General features: G+C 58.5%; 13 protein-coding genes and 2 pseudogenes. 9 read left to right on the top strand and 6 right to left on the bottom strand.

Translation table 11 applies throughout. The features are described from left to right. The 3 genes from MESS2_RS13265 to MESS2_RS13275 form a co-directional block, all read right to left on the bottom strand. A partial coding sequence (locus tag MESS2_RS13265) for an IS5/IS1182 family transposase (RefSeq protein WP_040592957.1) occupies positions 1-588 on the bottom strand: 588 nt, incomplete at its 3' end. A gap of 354 nt (positions 589-942) precedes the next feature. Continuing rightward, on the bottom strand, positions 943-1776 hold the full coding sequence (locus tag MESS2_RS13270) for a prephenate dehydratase (protein WP_008874820.1): 834 nt from the start codon (positions 1774-1776) through the stop codon (positions 943-945). A 219-nt stretch (positions 1777-1995) separates the two neighbouring features. After that, a complete protein-coding gene (locus tag MESS2_RS13275; protein WP_008874821.1) occupies positions 1996-2208 on the bottom strand; it encodes a cold-shock protein in 213 nt (70 codons plus the stop codon). 631 nt (positions 2209-2839) lie between these two features. On the opposite strand from MESS2_RS13275, the pseudogene MESS2_RS31025 reads away from it, so the two are divergent. Beyond that, positions 2840-2992: pseudogene (locus tag MESS2_RS31025) on the top strand (transposase); the annotation flags it as partial. A 136-nt stretch (positions 2993-3128) separates the two neighbouring features. Here the strand turns inward: MESS2_RS31025 and MESS2_RS13280 are convergent. Both MESS2_RS13280 and MESS2_RS13285 read right to left on the bottom strand, forming a co-directional pair. Then, positions 3129-5696 carry a DEAD/DEAH box helicase family protein gene (locus tag MESS2_RS13280; protein WP_083918500.1) on the bottom strand — a complete coding sequence of 856 codons (2568 nt, stop codon included), beginning with the start codon at positions 5694-5696 and terminating at the stop codon, positions 3129-3131. A 114-nt stretch (positions 5697-5810) separates the two neighbouring features. Then, positions 5811-6746: pseudogene (locus tag MESS2_RS13285) on the bottom strand (IS3 family transposase). Positions 6747-7018: 272 nt separating this feature from the next. Between MESS2_RS13285 and MESS2_RS13290 the strand changes: the two are divergent. The 7 genes from MESS2_RS13290 to MESS2_RS32980 all read left to right on the top strand — a co-directional run bounded on the left by MESS2_RS13290 (position 7019) and on the right by MESS2_RS32980 (position 14513). Beyond that, a complete protein-coding gene (locus MESS2_RS13290) occupies positions 7019-8584 on the top strand; it encodes a M16 family metallopeptidase (protein WP_008874824.1) in 1566 nt (521 codons plus the stop codon). 1 nt (position 8585) lies between these two features. After that, positions 8586-9977: a M16 family metallopeptidase gene (locus MESS2_RS13295; RefSeq protein ID WP_008874825.1), complete on the top strand. Its 1392-nt coding sequence runs from the start codon at positions 8586-8588 to the stop codon at positions 9975-9977. Positions 9978-10247: 270 nt separating this feature from the next. Further along, positions 10248-12089, top strand: a complete 1842-nt coding sequence (locus MESS2_RS13300) for a type II toxin-antitoxin system HipA family toxin (RefSeq protein ID WP_008874827.1) — start codon at positions 10248-10250, stop codon at positions 12087-12089. Between the two features lie 105 nt (positions 12090-12194). Further along, positions 12195-12368, top strand: a complete 174-nt coding sequence (locus MESS2_RS31030; RefSeq protein WP_008874828.1) for a Piwi domain protein (fragment) — start codon at positions 12195-12197, stop codon at positions 12366-12368. A gap of 52 nt (positions 12369-12420) precedes the next feature. Then, positions 12421-12765, top strand: coding sequence for a hypothetical protein (locus tag MESS2_RS31980; protein WP_157357702.1), 345 nt, complete (start codon positions 12421-12423; stop codon positions 12763-12765). Further along, a complete protein-coding gene (locus MESS2_RS31985; RefSeq protein ID WP_008874830.1) occupies positions 12762-13178 on the top strand; it encodes a hypothetical protein in 417 nt (138 codons plus the stop codon). The genes MESS2_RS31980 and MESS2_RS31985 overlap by 4 nt, the downstream gene beginning before the upstream one ends. A 600-nt stretch (positions 13179-13778) precedes the next feature. Beyond that, a complete protein-coding gene (locus MESS2_RS32980; protein ID WP_008874832.1) occupies positions 13779-14513 on the top strand; it encodes a hypothetical protein in 735 nt (244 codons plus the stop codon). A 20-nt stretch (positions 14514-14533) separates the two neighbouring features. On the opposite strand, the gene MESS2_RS32985 is transcribed toward MESS2_RS32980, so the two are convergent. Next, entirely contained in the window at positions 14534-14788 is a 255-nt protein-coding gene (locus tag MESS2_RS32985; protein WP_008874833.1) for a hypothetical protein, read from the bottom strand. A 226-nt stretch (positions 14789-15014) separates the two neighbouring features. Here MESS2_RS32985 and MESS2_RS13320 point away from each other — a divergent pair, with 226 nt between their 5' ends. Next, positions 15015-16490: an NAD-dependent succinate-semialdehyde dehydrogenase gene (locus MESS2_RS13320; RefSeq protein ID WP_040592961.1), complete on the top strand. Its 1476-nt coding sequence runs from the start codon at positions 15015-15017 to the stop codon at positions 16488-16490. Positions 16491-17369: the final 879 nt, after the last annotated feature.

Consider the following 17369-nt stretch of genomic DNA (forward strand, 5'->3'; position numbering starts at 1 on the left):
CGCGATCTTGCCGACCCGCGCATAGGATTGGCGCAGGGCAATGCCATGCCTCTTGGCCAGCTTCACCAGCCGCTCACGGGCGCGATGCATCAGCTTGGCGTCGGTCGGGAAGGTGATGGCCTTTTCCTGCACGGTGGTATCGACGATTACCGCGCGGAAGTCCGACGGCTTGGCCGCCCCCAGCCTGGCCGCCGCGGCAAGACTTTCCTTGAGCAGCGCCATCAGCCGCTCTTCCCCCATACGCAGCCGCCAGCGCGTCAGTGAAGTGCGGTCGAAGGGCAAACGGTGCTGGAAGAACTCCTCGCCGCAGAACAGCTGGTAGTAGGGATTCTCCAGCCAGCGTTCGCACAGGCTTTCGTCGGACAGGTTGTGCATCGACTTGAGAATGGCCAGTCCCGCCATTAGCCGTGTCGGCAAAGGCGGCCGGCCGGGATCGTCGTCATAGACCTCGCCGAGCCGCTCTTCCAGGAAGCGCCAGTCGATCGTCTTGGCCAGCTTCACCAGCGCATGATCCATATTGAGGATGTGGTCGAGCCGGGATCGCAACAGGTCCGTCTGGCCGCTCTCGCGCCGTTCCTTCGGTCGCATCGCTCGCTTCCCTCGCTGCTTCGTCATCGCCTCGAATCACGCAGAACAAGCGCATCCAATTTGCCGGAAATCGCAGCCTCTAGCCACGAAATTCGGCAATCTGAAACCCGAAATCAGGGGAAATTGTTAAACGGAATCAAAGTATTCCGAGTTCTTCACGGGCGACTGAATACTACCGTTTCGCAGGCAAGCAACTGGCGGGAACGACAAGATCGTCGGCGCGATAATCTCGTCCATGGCTCGCGGCATTACGTGTACATCGCATCAAGTTCGATGCGGCAGCCCCTTGTTCGTCAGTGATGAAGATAAACAATTTTGGGGTTATCGACGGAAGCTAGCCTAGCCTAGCCATAGCTAATAGCGACGTGGGTACGATCCGAGAATTCTCAGGCCATCAATCTCCGCCAACGCGGCCAGCGCCGGGTGCGTCAAAACGTGTTCAGCGACATCGATGACATACTGATGGGTGTCCAGCCGCTCGCATGTCGGACGCTGATAGAGATTGAGAACGGTTAAATCGTCCTTCGAGAACCTGTTCAGGACACAACTGAGATTTTGCTCTGAAACGCGGAGGTGAAGTGTCGTCCGATCAAATCCTGTCGGCGCAGGGGTCCTGTGCCCGAGCACCCACCACCGCGTAACATTATGCAGCCCTTCTTCAATTCCTGTTCGCAATATCTGCAGATTGTACAGCTTGGCACCAAGCACAGGACCAAATGCCGCTATCGAGGGAGATTTTTGCTTAGCGACGAAAGATGTCGCTCCCGTACAGCTCTCTCGCTCGACATTGGGCATGTTCTCGTCGAGCCACCCGGCCACCTCCTGCAAGGCCACGGGGTGGCCCACCACCTTAGCGATCATCGAGAAACTCGCATCCTTGCTGGCCATAAGGCTGTAGCTCAGGACCTTCGGGTACTCGGCGATAATCGTGGGAGACCTCAAGCTCAAGACTTGGTCGAGGTAGGGAGTGGCTCCGACCAGAGAGGTCGTAGCTGGGACGCATGCAACGTCGACGCAGCCATTCTCATATGCTTCGAACAATCCGTCGCTGAACGGAACGAGTTCAACTTGGTCACCAAAGAGGTCCAGCGAGGATTGATGGGTCCAGGTCCCCTCAGGGCCAATGTACCCTGCCCTCTTGATCCAGGAGGTGTCGATCGCTGGAGGCTGGCTGAATTGCTCGTTCATTCCCCGGCACGCTCGATCGAGAATGCGATAAGCATCTGCTGCAGAAAGTAAGAGGGCTGGGACCCGCCCCTCTTCGCTTGCAACATCGTGTGGCAGTAGAACTTAGCAGCTTGCTACAATCCGCTGCCCCAGTCGGCGGGGATCCGTGTTCTTGCCCGCTCCTATGGCGCGGTCAGTGGCACTTCTGCCCGGCTCTTGCCGGGCAGAAGCAGAAAAAGGTCAGCCAGCTTTGCTGAGACTGCCAGCGGATGATTTGCCAGTACGGCGGTCCTGTTCGACCTCGTAGTTGATCTTCTGGCCCTCATTAAGGGTCGAAAGGCCCGCTCGTTCGACAGCGGAAATGTGGACGAAAACGTCCTGACCTCCGTTGTCAGGCTGGATAAAACCGAATCCCTTGGTGCTGTTGAACCACTTCACCGTTCCAGTCGCCATAGCGTATTCCTTTGTAACCATTCAATGTAGGCAGGCCATAAGCCAGGTCCGCTTCATATCCGAGACTTTAGGGCAGCAAAAGCTAAAATAGCAAAAGCCCTGGTCAAATCGCTAAAGCGGCTCGCAAGCTCCATCATGACCGCCTGTCGCGGAAGCGTCTCCCGCGCTGGCGCTCCGAATGGCACCAGTTCTGCAACGCTCCGGAAAAATTGAAGGACCGCGTCTATCGCTGGTTTGGAGTCTCTTCTGGGCACCATTTTTTCCCGACTACCAACCGGAACAGTCAGATGAGACCTTTCAACAAGATGCGATCTTCTTTATGTGCTACAAGGGTGCGCAACTATGGCTTTGAGGCTTGTCTCCCCGATTAAACGCAAGGGGTCTCAGAACATCCAATTCGTTCAGCGCATCCCCGCTGATCTCAAAGGACGCGCGGGGGGCCTAAAGCTTGCCATCCCAGTGGGAGCGGAAACGATCTCATTCGCAATTTCCGAGAAAGCGGATGCGCTGCGAGTTTCTTACGCCTCAGATGCGAGCGTCGTAAAGGTGAGGCAGGGGCAAGTTGCCGCTTATGTTGAAACTGTTTGGCGGAGTCTGCGAGGCACCGCTCCCATTGCGCTGACTCACCGGCCACGACAAAACACTCTATTGCGAGCGGCACAGGGTCGAGAACCTCTTCGCCAAGCTTAAGGACTGGCGCCGCATCGCAACGCGCTACGACCGATGCGTCCACACCTTCTTCTCGGCCATCTGCATCGCAGCAGCCGTCATCCTCTGGCTCTGATCGATGAGTCCTGACCCCTAGTGAGACGGATGCCGATTCGAATTGTCGGCAGGTAGGGGACACGGGGGGTGAGGTCGCCCCCGCCCCCGCGAGATGGGGTCTCGCATTTTTGACCCCAAATTCTAGGCGAGAACCGTTAAGTGTCCTGCAGACGGACACCGCGAAGCCGCTCGAATATGGCATCTGGCTGCCATTCGGCTCTAGCGCACACCGCCGTCATCTCGGCATAGCGGTCCAACGGAGGCATGCGCTGCAAGCTCCTAAGCATCTGCATGGTGTCTTCAAAAAGCGCCTTAAAGCGCGAGGTGTCGGATGCCCACATAAGATCGGATGGCGCAGCTTCCGGGGACTTTTTTGGTAAGCCGCCCACGATGATCAGACCAAGGATCTTACTTGCCCCATGGGTCTGCGTTACCCATTGAAGGTGATTGTATGCTTGGCCGACGTCCCCAGCGTTTACCACGCTGTCCTGGCGCTTTTTGCTTTTCAACTCAATTAGGATGCACTTTGAGGCCGAAGGAGACAACCAAAGCACGTCAAGTGTGCTGTTAGTATCGGACTCCTGTTCTGGGCGAGTGGACTGAAATCCGATCAACTCGCCGAGCGTTCTCAAGGCTTCCTCATGCTCACTCGCAGACCGGCTTTGGTCAAATAACGGTGAAATCCGGCGTTCGTATTTTGCAAAGTGGTCGTTCTGGATTCTGACATCATTAATGAAGATTTCGAGCAACTTGGAATGCAGAAGGTTCCTCGGCTTTTGTTCCTGTGCCGCCGATTGGGTTGATCGGGGAGTGGGGAGAGCAAGAGTATGATTGGTCCTGGATTTCGCCTCTGAGTATTGCTTTGCGGCGGCCTCAGTGTCCCCTTCAATCTCATACGTCATTCCGATTTGGATGTTATACCACCCTGCTAACCGCCGATCTGCAACAACAACCTTGTCCACGACTTCACCCAGCGCCACCCTAGCCGCTTGGGAATTCCCGTCCCAAATGAAAGCGGCAAAATCTGCTTCAGCGAGGGCAGCTTCTGTGAGTAACTGGTCGTCGTCGGCGGCCTGCGAACGCTGATCTTCGCTAACGTCCAGTCCGCGCACCGAATCCGTATAGTAAGCGAGCCAGCCTGGATCGCGGTTGACCATCTGGCCCACCAACGATGGGAATTTTGTAATGTCCTGGATGCCGAATTGTTGAACCATCGATTTGCCTAGCAAGAGCTGCCGCCTCAGCAGGTCTGGAAGATGGGCTAGGTTGCGTGGGGTCATTAGCCAAGACACGAGCTGAGGATCGACAGCAAAGATGGCTGAATAGTCGTTTCGCCCGCGATTCGTTCGGCCAAACATCTGAGTGATGCGGTTAGCTAGCTTTGCAGCGAAGGAATTCCGCATTTCCAAAAAATCGAAAAGATAGGCTTCGTAGAGCGAGAAGCCTGTCGGCAAACCGTCCGCCAGCATCACTCGACACGTTGCATGCGGTAAGTCGATGCCATCCACACGACCGACCAACACGAAAGCGCCTGGGCCTGACGATTTCCGAAAGGCGTCGAGCGCTTCAGTAAATTGCCATTGGGGAGGGGGCGAAGCAATTTCACGATACTTCTCGGCAGCCGCATAGCTGGACGTTGTAATCAAGAGCTTGTTCGATCCGGCTAGATATGCCGAAACACGAGCAGGTTTCACATTGCCAGCACCCGCCTCAGTCAGCTTGGACACCTCCGTAGCTATGATCATCCGCTCGCCCATACCAGCATCACTTTCGGGTTCGATCTTGAGCGAAGGCCGCTTTCCAAAGGCGCGGCAGAAGTCTACCTCACTGGTAAGGGTAGCTGACAAATAAACACGCCTAACAGAGGGATCGGTAAGGTAATCGATACGCTTCGCTGGAAGGAACGCGGGAGCAATCTCGATAGAAGAGCGCGAGATAAACATAGGGCAGACGTGGAGATGGTCGGCCAAATGTTGAAGAGCATACGCTGTCTCACCCTCATAGAGGCCGTACTCACGGAGAATGCCGACTAAGTTCTGCTCTCTGCTGAGCGCAAGCATGGCCGACGGAGGAACCAGCACCACCCGGTGGACAGAGCCCCCAGACAGGACGTTGTTGTAATAGTCGACTCGACCCATCGCAGCGAAATGGGGCCGAACAAGTTCGACCAAGCGAGCAAACAGTTTAGCGTGGTCGCTAGCGGAGATTTTCAGCGTATAGCAGTCTCGGATAATCTTCTCCGCCACATGGGCATCGTCAAAAATAATTGCTTCCGGTCGGTTGTCTTTTTTGAAGACAGAACGGCTATTGAAAAGAGCCTGATAGTTCGTCAGACAGAATCCCTGACCGGTGGTATAAAGCTCGTTCGAAAAGCTCCCTCCCATGCGCGTGCAGTGGGCGAAACCCAACTTATTTGTCACCTCACGAGACGTCTGAGTGACCAAATCATTGGTGCCGCACAGATATAGGACACGCGGTGCACCTTCATTGACCAAACTTTGCGCGATCAGAAGGCCTACTAGCGATTTGCCCGCACCGGTGTGCAACGAAATCAAAACATCTTTCTTATCTCTTGCAACATTCCATTGCTCCAATGCTTTGGATTGGCCTTGCCATAAATCGTTCGGCGACTCAGCGAGGGCAGGCGCACTCCGAAAGATTTCAACTGGGTTCGTCGGGCGAGATGCACCAGACGGCCTATTCAAGCTACCAAAATCAAACATAACGCCAATCCTCCGACCAAACACAATATCTCGCCGAGTCGTCCGTTGAGTACAAGGACGCCATTATTAGATATTTGCCCGATCTGGCCTGCTGCCGGTTTTTCGGACACGAGGTTAAGCTAGCATAGCTTGTTCCTCGAACTCGACGGGGCTCAGATAGCCTAGCGTCGAGTGCCTTCGCCGAGGGTTATAGAAGCGCTCGATGTAGTCGAACACATCCGCCCTGGCGTCATCCCTCGTCCTGTAGACCTTGCGGGCTGTCCGCTCGGTCTTGAGGCGACGAGAAGAAGGTCTCCATCGCAGCGTTGTCCCAGACGTTCCCCGACCGGCTCATTGAGCAGGTGATGCCGTGATCGGCCATCAGGCGCTGGAACTGCTCGCTTGTATCCGCCCTGCGATCCCTGATCCGAATGATGCAGCAGGCTGTCGGGCCTGCCTCGGCGCCAGATCGCCATGATGAGGGCGTCGGTGACGAGTTGCGCCGTCATCTCGGCCTTCATCGCCCAGCCGACAACACGCCTGGAGAACAGATCGACGACGGCGGCAACGTAGAGCCATCCTTCGGCGGTCCAGATGTAGGTGAAGTCCGCAATCCACTTCTGGTTCGGGGTCGATGCCTCGAAGGCGCGGTCGAGTAGGTTCTCCGACACCGCCGCTCGCTCTCCGGTGTCCTTCGGCAGTCCGCGCCGGCGTGGACGTGCCAGGAGGCCGTTCTCCACACTGCACAGCCATGCCACCGGCCAGATGCCCCGGTGCCTCGCGATGAAAGCGAACCTCATGTCACTTTCCTCGCAAAGTAGGCTGCGGCCTTTTTAGGGTGTCGCGCTCCGCCTTCAGCTTCGCGACTTCCTTGCGCAATCAATCTTCAACTGCTTCGGCTCACTCGGTCCATGGCCGGGAAAGGCATGCTGCGGATCGGCCGATAGATCGCGCACCTATGTGCGCAGCACATTCTCGTGGAGATCGAGGTCGCCGCCGCCGCAAGCCCCGATCCTTCACCAGCCTCACTGCCTCGATCTTGAGCTCGCGGCTGAACTTCCTTTTCTGCATTTCCACTCTCTAGTTCCGTTAGACAGCTTATCTCGGTGTCCACGAAACCGGCAGCAGGCCAGCGCGCGCTGACGCCACCATCTCGCCGCTGTCCTAAGGGTATTTCACCTAGCCACCTCTGTAAGCGGCAAGCGCCCCCCATTCGGCGGTGTCAGACGTCGGACAATGTCGGAGGTACGCAACACAGAGTCCGTTGAATCGCATCGTCGAAACGGCTTTCTCATCTGGCACGGTTCGTGCGCGGTCATGCAAACGCGCAGGAGAGTCGTCCCATGATCCCCACACAGAAAAATGCCGCCCCACCTTTCGCCGACCTACTCAAAACTGACATCCGAGCCGGTCCTGGCAGCATTGTGAAGGCTCGTCTGGACCGGCGCTGCCCACCGATCCACCTTCTCCCAGTGGGGGCGACAGGGACGCAGCACCTTCAAATTGAGGGACAACTCACTTCCCTGCGAACCTTGTCCATCGCCCGGTCACCACAACCGAAGCCACCGTCTGCCTGGCTGCGGGGCGCACTTTTTGCGACCGCGCTGGCATTTCTGACGACCGCGCCGACTCCGGCGGCCGCCAATGACATCAAGGCAGCGAATTTCCTGCTCGACAACGGCATGGAGGTGGTCGTCATACCCGATCACCGCGCGCCCATCGTCACCCATATGGTGTGGTACAAGGTCGGCAGCGCCGACGAGCCTCCGGGCAAATCCGGCATCGCGCATTTCTTCGAGCATCTGATGTTCAAAGGGACGGCCAATCACGGCGCCGGCGAGTTGGACCGCGCGGTGGCCGAGGTCGGGGGCTCGCTCAACGCCTTCACCTCTTACGATTATACTGCCTTCTACGAAAGAGTGGCGCCCTCGGCAGTGGAGCAGATGATGAGCTTCGAGGCTGATCGCATGCGCAATCTCACCCTCACGGATGACGTCATCAACACCGAGCGGGACGTGGTCCGCGAGGAGCGTCGCTTGAGGGTCGACAACAATCCGGAGGCGCTTCTCGATGAGGAGGTCGTCACGACGCTCTGGCAGAGCCAACCCTACCGGATCCCGGTGATCGGCTGGATGCACGAGATCGAGAAGCTGGACCGCAACGACGCCGTGGCTTTTTATGACAATTACGGGCCGAACAACGCCGTGCTAGTGGTGGCAGGCGACATCGAGCCCGAGGCCGTGAAGGCGCTGGCCGAGAAGACCTATGGCAAGGTCCCGTGTGGACCAGATCTGCCGCCACGCGAACGCCCGTCTGAGCCGGTGCAGAACACCAGGCGCACATTGACGCTAAGCGATGGCCGCGTTTCGGTCCCCATCTTCTCCAGATATTGGGTGGTGCCGTCCTATCGCACCGCCGAGCCCGGCGAAGCCGAGGCGCTGGACCTGCTGGCACGGATTCTAGCCGGGGGCAACCGCAGCCGGCTGTACCAGGAGCTCGTTGTCAAGCAGGGCATAGCCGCGGCGGCCGACGCTGATTTCGAGGGCACCATGCTGGATGCTGGCAAGTTCAGCATTCGCGGCTGGCCGCGCGGCGACGCCGAGCTTGCCGATGTCGAGGCCGCAGTCGACGCCGAGATAGCACGCATCGCCAGGAACGGCATCACCAGCGACGAACTGGAGAAGACGAAAAACCGCTATATCCGCTCGTTCCTCTTCGCCCATGACGAGCAGGACTCCGTCGCTGGCATGTATGGCGCCACGCTTGCCACAGGCGGCAATGGGAAAGACGTCGAGGAATGGCCGGACCGCATCCGCAAGGTCACGGCCGATCAGGTTAAGGCCGTTGCCGCCCGCTACCTCGTGTCCGACCATTCGACCACCGGCTATCTCCTGCCCAAGGAAAATTGATATGATGACGAACCAACTCCGCAGGGCCATTCCACAAGCATTGCCCTCTCCTTTTGGACAAGGGTGGCGCCTAGCCTGCTGGCTGCCTGTCCTTTGCCTTGCTATTTTCTTCCTCACCCTGCCAGCGCGTACCGCCCGTGCTGCCCTGAACATCCAGGAGGTGAAATCTGAAAAGGGGATCACCGCCTGGCTGGTGGAAGACCATACGCTGCCGATCGTCACGCTCCAGTTCGTGTTTGACGGCGGCACCAGCCAGGATCCGGCCGATAAGGAGGGGCTTGTCAATTTGATGACCGGCTTGTTCGACGAGGGCGCAGGCGATCACGACGGCGACACCTTTCAGGTGCGGCTCGATGATGCCGGCGCTGAGATGAGCTTCCACGCGCGGCCAGATGGCATCTATGTCTCGGTGCGCATGCTTTCCCAGCGCCAGGACGCCGCTTTCGATCTCATCAGGCTCGCGTTGAACAGGCCCCGCTTCGATCAGGAACCCTTTGACCGAATCCGCGCTCAGCTTCTCTCCGGCATCATCGCCAACGAGCGCGAACCTCACGCGATCGGCAGGGATGCATGGCGGCGCAGGCTCTACGGCACCCATCCGTACTCGAGGCCGCCCGAGGGCACCAAGGAAAGCCTGGCCCGCATAACGCCCGCCGATCTAAGCGCCTTCCACAAGGCCGCTTTCGCCCGCGAGGGGCTGCACGTGGCGGTTGTCGGCGACATCGATGCCAAAGCCCTGAGTGCAAGGCTCGACCAGTTGTTCGGCGATTTGCCTCAGAAGCAGGCGCTCGCCCCGGTACCTGATGTCACCCCGAAGCTCGGCCAGTGGACGTTGGTCGCATACGCCCTGCCCCAGACTTCGCTCCAGCTGGCTTTTCCCGGCATCGGACGCAGCGACCCGGAATTCTATGCCGCGCAGCTGATAAACGATATACTCGGAGGCTCGCCATTCACCTCACGTCTGTTCCAGGAAGTGCGGGAAAAGCGTGGCCTGGCCTACGGTGTGTCCTCTAGTTTGGAAGGCCACCAGCATTCCAACACGCTTGTCGTGACCACGTCGACGCGCGCCGACAGGGCGGCGGAGACGCTCGACCTGATTAGACAAGTAATCAAGGAGCTGGTGGACACCGGGCCAACAGCGGCCGAGCTCGACGCGAGCAAAAAGTATCTGATCGGGGCCTATGCTATCCGCAATCTGGGTTCCTCCAGGGCGATTTCAGCCACGCTTCTCAGGCTGCAGCTCGACAAGCGCGGCATAGACTACATCCAGCACCGCCCGGCCCTCATCGAGCAGGTGACGCTCGAAGAAGTCAGGGCGGCGGCGAAGAAACTGCTTTCGGTCGAGCCCGCCATTATGGGCGTTGGCCCGCGGCTTGCCGGTGACAGCGAATAGTCTCGCGCTCTACAATAGTTGCCGAAGGGCTCCGCTGACATACGTGTCTGATCCGACTATGGTGCGGCAGAATGAACGCTTTGATTTCTGCCTGCTCGCCCCGCAGACTAGGTTCTCGCCCGGCGGTTGGGCTGCCGAGCCGGATAACGCCGACGTCCCGAGAAAGTATCCTAACTTTCGCGTATATGAAATACGCGAAAGTTAAAATATTTTGAATGTGGAACGGACTATGCTAACTTTTCCGTATCTCAGATACGTGAAAGTTAGAAAATGGCCCTTCACCTCGTCGGGGAAAACATCGACAAAACCCGCAGCCACTATCGGGCTGAAACAGGCAAGCTCGTCCAGCTAATGCGCGGCATCTATGTCGATGCCGGGGAGGATATCGAGGCGACGATACTCAAGCACGGCGTCCGCATCGCCAAATACCTGTATCCCAACGCTTACTTCTCGGCGGCGAGCGCTGTCCTTCGCGGCCCGACCCGCGATGGCCGCCTGTTCCTGAGCGGGCGACGAATACAGCGCACGCGGTTGCGCTCGCTGGAAATCATTCAGAACGTAGCTCCCGATCACCCATCAGTCGCCCAAGCGATTGTCGATGATGGCATGGGAGAATTCCGGATCGACGTCTCCTCGATGCGCCAGCGCTTCCTCGAAGCTTTCCGCCTGCGCAGCGAACACGCGGCATCCATCGATGAGACGATGCGCGAGACAATCGCGAACCGCCTCATAGAAGAATACGGCAGCGCCCAGGGTGCTGCCGACGCGACATGGGCGCTTGCCCGCGAAAACCAGTGGTATCGCGAAGGCGAGCACGCCGAGCGCTTCCTCCTGCGCCGTCCAGTGACCGCAGAGCCTGCGCGCAATGAAGCCGCGTTCGATCTGATCGTAGCGTGGCACGGCGCTCCGCTCGGCAATCTCACACATGATGGTTTTGAGTGGCGCTGGAATCCAGACGATCAGGATGGCCCGCCACTTGTTCGCCAGACCACGCCGGGCAAGCTCCCTCCTTTCATCCTCTCGCTGCTGCCTGAAGGCTGGCTTGAGTCGGTGTTGAATGACCGCGACGAGCGCGCGACGCTGCGCTCGGGCAAACGCTACATGTCCAACATCACCATCGTCGAGCGTGCGAGCGATCTCTCCGCCCTGCCGCCCGACGTCCTGCTAACCCGGCTCAATGGCTTCACTAGAAATTCTATCTTCACTGGCCAGTATGCAGGGCCGGGTCGTGGCGATCTGGAGCAGAGCTTCGAGCGCAATCTGGCGGAGATTTTCGAGCGTACTGATACGCCGCGTTTATCAGGCGTTCAGATCAAAGCGCCGATGTTCCTCGATAACGACGGTACTCTCTCCCCCAGTACCGGCAAACCATTCACCCATATCCTCAAGCCTGCCGGTACAGGTGGATTTGAACCCCTGCCGGTTATCGAATGGCAGTCGCTCGCTTTGGGCAGCGCGGCCGGTTTCAAGACGCCCGCGACAGCGCTCGTCTCGATGCCTGACAGGATGCCTCCGGCGCTCCTCGTGGAGCGGTTCGACATCAGAACGAGCCTTGACGACAAGCATCTTTTGGCGCTTGAGGATTTTTGCTCGGTGCTCGGTGTGCCCACGGAAGCAAAATACGACGGCACAATGGAGCGCATCGCGCGGGCACTAAGGCCGCTATCGACCTCTCCCGAAGAAGACGTCCTGCTTGTCCTCAAGCGATCCCTATTCGCCTGGCTGATCGCAGATGGCGACATGCACCTGAAGAACATGGCACTGCTGAAAATCGCAGAGCCCGGCAGCGCGCAGTTCAGCTCAGTCCGCATGGCTCCGCTCTACGACGCGGTCACGACCCGCGTGTTCCCACATCTCGAAAAAGACCGGATGGCCCTCAAGCTGAACGGCAAGGACGATCGTCTGCGGCGCGCCGACTTCAAGGCTTTCGCGAGCACGGCTGGCCTCAAGGCAGCCGATGCGGATACCGGCATCGACGATCTTGTTGCAGCACTCTCATGCGCTCTCAACCACCTCGAATTGCCGACGCCTCTATCAGACGGCTCTCAAGGCGCGAAGATGGCGGAGCAAATGCGCGCGATAGTCCACGAACGCATCGATGGGTTTGCGTAGATGATGATCTAACTGATATGCCGGTTTCCAAGGACCGCACTTCCCAGCGTGGTAGGCGAGACCTCTCGGACAAAGCTTGGCAAGGGCGCTGGCTGTCTGAATGGAATGATCGACGATCTCTGCCGTGAGACGCTGGCGCTGACCAAAATGGATTGGAACAATGACGGCCCCTACGATCGTCTGCCCATCACACTCAACTTCGCGGGCACGCTGGCAACGATGGTCAAGCGCATGCCCAAGCTCGCCCCGCACTCCTACCCAGTGCGCCTATTCATGTGACCCGTCCGCATTCGTAACGTCCTTATTTCATAATAACAGCAACGATGTTATCGTGCAGCACGTTACGAAGCGACCATATCCCTCTGATGGATCGTTCGCGGGGCGCTTGAACGCTATCTCGGAGACACGATGTGACCTGCTGTTGGATGCGGCAGGCCTCCCATTCAGAGCGACCAAAGACATCGACATGGTGCTTTGCGTCGAGGTCGTCGACCGCGTATTTGGCGCGGCTTTCAAGGCGTTTCTCGATGCAGGCGGATATCAGGCGCGCGAACGCAGCGATGGCAAAAAGGAATTCTATCGCCTCCACAAGCCGAAGGATCAAAGCTTCCCATTCATGATCGAGCTCTTTTCGCGCAAGCCGGGAACCCTCGACCTCCCCGAGATGCGGCTTTGACGCCCATCCCCGTCGAAGAGGATATCGTCAGTCTCTCGGCGATTCTCCTCGACAACGGCTACCACGACGCGCTGCAGGCAGCCAAGCGCAAGGTCGACGCCGTCACAGTCGTCGACGAAACGTTGCTAATCCCCTTCAAGGCCCGCGCGTTCCTCGATTTGACCGCACGCGCGGAGGCTGGCGAAAAAATCGATGGCAAGAACATCAAGAAACACCGCAACGATGTATTCCGCTTGGCCCAGCTACTGCCCAAAGATGCCTCCATCAAGCTTACCGACTCGATCCGCGAGGATCTCCGAAAATTTCTCGACGCGGCTCAGGCCGACGAAACCTTGGATGCCAGGGTCTTCGAGGTTTCATTCAAGCGCGACGAAGCCGTCGCCCTTCTTCGCTCAGCCTATGGACTGGCCTAGCAGGAGGTCGTTTTAGGGCGACCAATCGGATGACGCGGCCCCCCCAACGAATCGTAGAAGCCGCACTGATTGAAGGCATCGGGCCGATCACGGCCAGGGGCCTGCTGACAATGCCCGAAGACCGATGGGGTCTCCTACGGGACCACATTACAGACCGCCGTCACGGCAAAAATGGGCTCGTCGCTCGCTGCATGGCCTGCGAGGGTGAGGTCTATATCCGAACAGCCGGCCCTTGTTTGCCCACTATAGCGGAAGCGATCCTGCCTGCCCATGGTACCACGGGCGCAATGCCATGCCGGACGACGTGCGAGCCGCGCAATATCAAGAGTGCCAGGAGTCGAACTTTCACCGTCTGATGTGCCAACAGATCGCGGAGCTCGTCGCTCATGACGAGCGCCATATCAGGCACGCGATCGCCGAATATCTTCCGCCAACCGAGAATGCGCACGGGCGCGCTACCCCGATATTTACGTCGAATGGGAAGGCTGCGGCGCCTTCGCAATCGAGTTTCAACTGTGAGGCACCTTCCAAACGGAGATTTCGGCGCGCTGCAAGCACTATGAGTACGAGAGAATTCCGCTGCTTTGGATCCTGTTCGGAATGAACACCTCTGCCGACCTTCAACAGAGTTTTCGCGACGTGATCCGCAGGCATCGCGGCAATGCCTTTGTCCTCGATCCCGCCGCAGTCGCGGCATCGAAGGAGCAAAAGACGCTCATATTAAGCTGCTATCTGCGGAACGGAGAGGGCTTCGATGCACCAAAGCTTGTCCGGTTCGATGCATTGATAATTCCGAGAACGAAGCTTCCCTTTCACGAAGATTGGATCGCAGCGCCGCTCCTGGCCGAGATCCGGCGTCGCCCCTGGTTCAAGGCGTTGGCCGACTGGAAGCACTTTGGTCCGCTATGTGACCTCGAGCGCCCGCAAAGCCTGGTTGTCGCCGCTGCCTTTTCGATCGTCGCGACGGCCAATGGCAAGGAGCGCAATTACGCAAGCGGGCACCCCAACATCCGCGCGATGCTCAATACCTATCTGCATTCCGGAACACTTGCCCCTTACACCAGTCTGCTGACCCGACTCATTGCGAACACGACGATGGCGCACCTGCTTGCCACCAAGGTCGGTGACCATCTGCGCCGCCATAGCGCCGAGCAACAGGTGGACGAGCAATCATCGGCGGAGTGGCGTCTTCTCAAGCATTTGCTCCCCGAAGCGCGGGATCCCGTAGTTCGCGATGAACTCAAATACCTTGATGCGTTGCCGGAGTGGGCGGTCGTCAAAGCAGATCCAACCCTGGAACTCTCGCCGCAGCACACCGAACCGCAGCCGATTTAGAACATGGCACACCACCGGCCTCACGCCGCCTTCCCCATAGACCATCGCACGCGCTCGGCGAGAAACGCGGCAAACCTTTTAAGATTCATATTACCGCTCGCCTCCTCCAGTCCTGCGAGATAGGGCTTCCGGTCATCGACTCTGACGACGGTCCAAGGGTAGCCGCCGCGGTTGCCGGTGGTCTGGAAGTAGTTGACCAGAATGTCATCGGCAAAAGCATCCCGCCCGACGCGATGGAAGGCACCCGCAAAACGATCGTCACCCGTATGGGCCAAGACCCTGCTTCGCCGAAAGCTACGCGGGCGTTGGGCACTCTACCACGAGGTCACGGCTGGCGTGTTTCCACGCCTCGAAATAGACGGATGGCCCTCAAGCTGAACAAAGCTGAGTGAAATGGTCTACCAGCCGTCTGGCCGAGGCCCTATAAGGAACCCGCAGGTGCGGAGTATAGGGCGACGCCCTGTTGACATATATATCCGCCGCGTTGAGAGGAATCCGGTATTGCCCCTGTGCCTGCCGATCATCCGCCACCTGAAATCCCCGGAACTGTTCGGCGCCATCGATCGCCTGCCGGCGCTCGGCACGCCGGTTAGTGAGCAGACATTCGAGGTCCTCAACCCGTCGCGCGGCGAAGTGCTGGCAGTACTTCCCGACATGGGTGCGGAGGAGACACGCGCTGCGATCGACAAGGCCTACGTAGCGCAGCCTGGATGGGCGGCGCTGACCGCCCGAGAACGCAGTGACGTTCTGTGGCGATGGCATCAGCTGATCATTGACCACGCCAGTGATCTTGCCGCCATACTCACTGCCGAGATGGGCAAGCCGTTTGCCGAAGCCAAGTCGGAGGTTTCGCATGCGGCCGCGTATCTGCAATGGTACGCCGAAGAAGCCAATCGCATCTATGGCGAGACGATCCCCGCACCCTCGACAGACCGTCGCATGCTGGTGATCAAGCAGCCGATCGGTGTCGTCGGCACGATTACGCCATGGAATTTCCCAGCGTCGATGGTGTCGCGCAAGATCTCGCCGGCCTTGGCGGCGGGCTGCGCGATCGTGCTCAAACCTGCTGAACAGACGCCGCTCGTGGCAGGTGCAATGTTTGCCCTTGCGCACCAGGCCGGCTTTCCCGACGGTGTCGTCAACCTGATCTATGCGTCCGAAGGTGCTTGCGTTGGACGCGAACTCTGCTCCAATCCCAAGGTCCGAAAGATCAGCTTTACAGGCTCGACCGAGGTTGGCCGGCTGCTCATGCGCCAGTGCTCGGACCAGATCAAGAAGGTCAGCCTCGAGCTCGGCGGCAATGCCCCCTTCATTGTCTTTGATGACGCCGATATCGACGCTGCGGTTGACGGCGCGATCCAGGCGAAGTTCCGCAACGCCGGCCAGACTTGCGTTTCAGCGAACCGCCTTTACGTCCAATCGAGCGTTCACGATGAGTTCGTTGAGAAGTTCGTGGAGAAAGTCCGGTGCTTGTCGGTTGGCGACGGCTTCGCCCCCGGAGTGGACGTCGGACCGCTCATCGACTTGCATGCTTTGGCCAAGATCGAGTCCCACATCGCAGATGCCGTTGCCAAGGGTGGGACAATTCGATGCGGGGCCGAACGTATCGGCAAGGATGGCACCTTCTTCAAACCCACCGTCCTCACTGAAATCTCCAGCATCATGGCGGTTGCGCAAGAGGAGACTTTCGGGCCGCTGGCGCCGATCATTCGCTTCCACGAGGCGGATCAGGTTGTGCGTGAGGCCAACGACACGATCTACGGCCTCGCCGCCTATTTCTATGCCTCGAACCTGAAGCGTGTCTGGCGCGTGGCCGAGGCATTGGAATATGGCATGGTTGGCATCAACACGGGGCGTATGTCTTCGGAAGCGGCGCCCTTTGGCGGGATGAAGCAGTCCGGCATCGGGCGGGAGGGTTCCCGCCACGGGCTCGAAGACTACCTCGAAATGAAATATCTCTGCATAGGCGGAATCTGATCTCTATGTGGATGGACACCTCAGGCGCAGAATGAACCAAAGGGATTATCCGGCGCTTTGGCGAACCTTCTTGCGGGCTGGTTCGGGTCGTCTATCGCGACCCCGGCCTGCGTGCCTTAAGTGTGCATCTAAGCGCCCAGCTACGTTGAACCACCTCTACGGCGACGAGCCAAGGCGCCGGTACCGGACGGTACGTTGCTCATCCTATCCAACCGCGGCAAGCATCTCATCTGTGCGGGGCGACAGCATCGAGAAGTGACTAGAGATCCACGCCGCCGACAGCTCACCCTTATATGGATATCCATGATAGGTTCGGCCGCGATCGCTCGTTTGGGCCTCATAAATTGCGCCCTCGTAAACGACGTATAGCTTCTTCGGAACGGGCAGGTCCCGATCGCCGTTCGGCGCCCCAATTGCCTCATTTAGCAATTTTGTCCGATCACTTTCGAATAGGTTGAGGGGCATTTTCCAACCCACTTTTCGGCTCGCTGTCGTGAAATTCAAACACGGGATGAGCGCCCTTTCTGACGTGCTTGAATCGACGCTCGCCCTTGTCATAGCGCTGGCCTGTTGCCTTCCCTTCTTTGCAACGCCGGCCGCTGCCATTTTCTATCTTCGCTCCTGCCAAGCATCAATACCCGTCGCCGCCCCCAAAACGAAGTGTCTTCGGGCTCTGCCTCAAAAAATGCCCTAAGGCGCAATACCTCCTCTTCCTGTTGCCGCTAGCAGGCTTCTGAACGGGCCAGGCTCTTAGCAAAGAGACATCCCAGGCGCCCGACTGTTACCCTGACTTAGCGGAAACGCGAAAACAAATGAACAGGTAAACCACTCGCGGTCGGCGTCAATATTCGGTACTGAATCACACCTTGGGCGCGGGAG

This window comes from Mesorhizobium metallidurans STM 2683 (genome assembly GCF_000350085.1).
GTDB lineage: Bacteria > Pseudomonadota > Alphaproteobacteria > Rhizobiales > Rhizobiaceae > Mesorhizobium > Mesorhizobium metallidurans.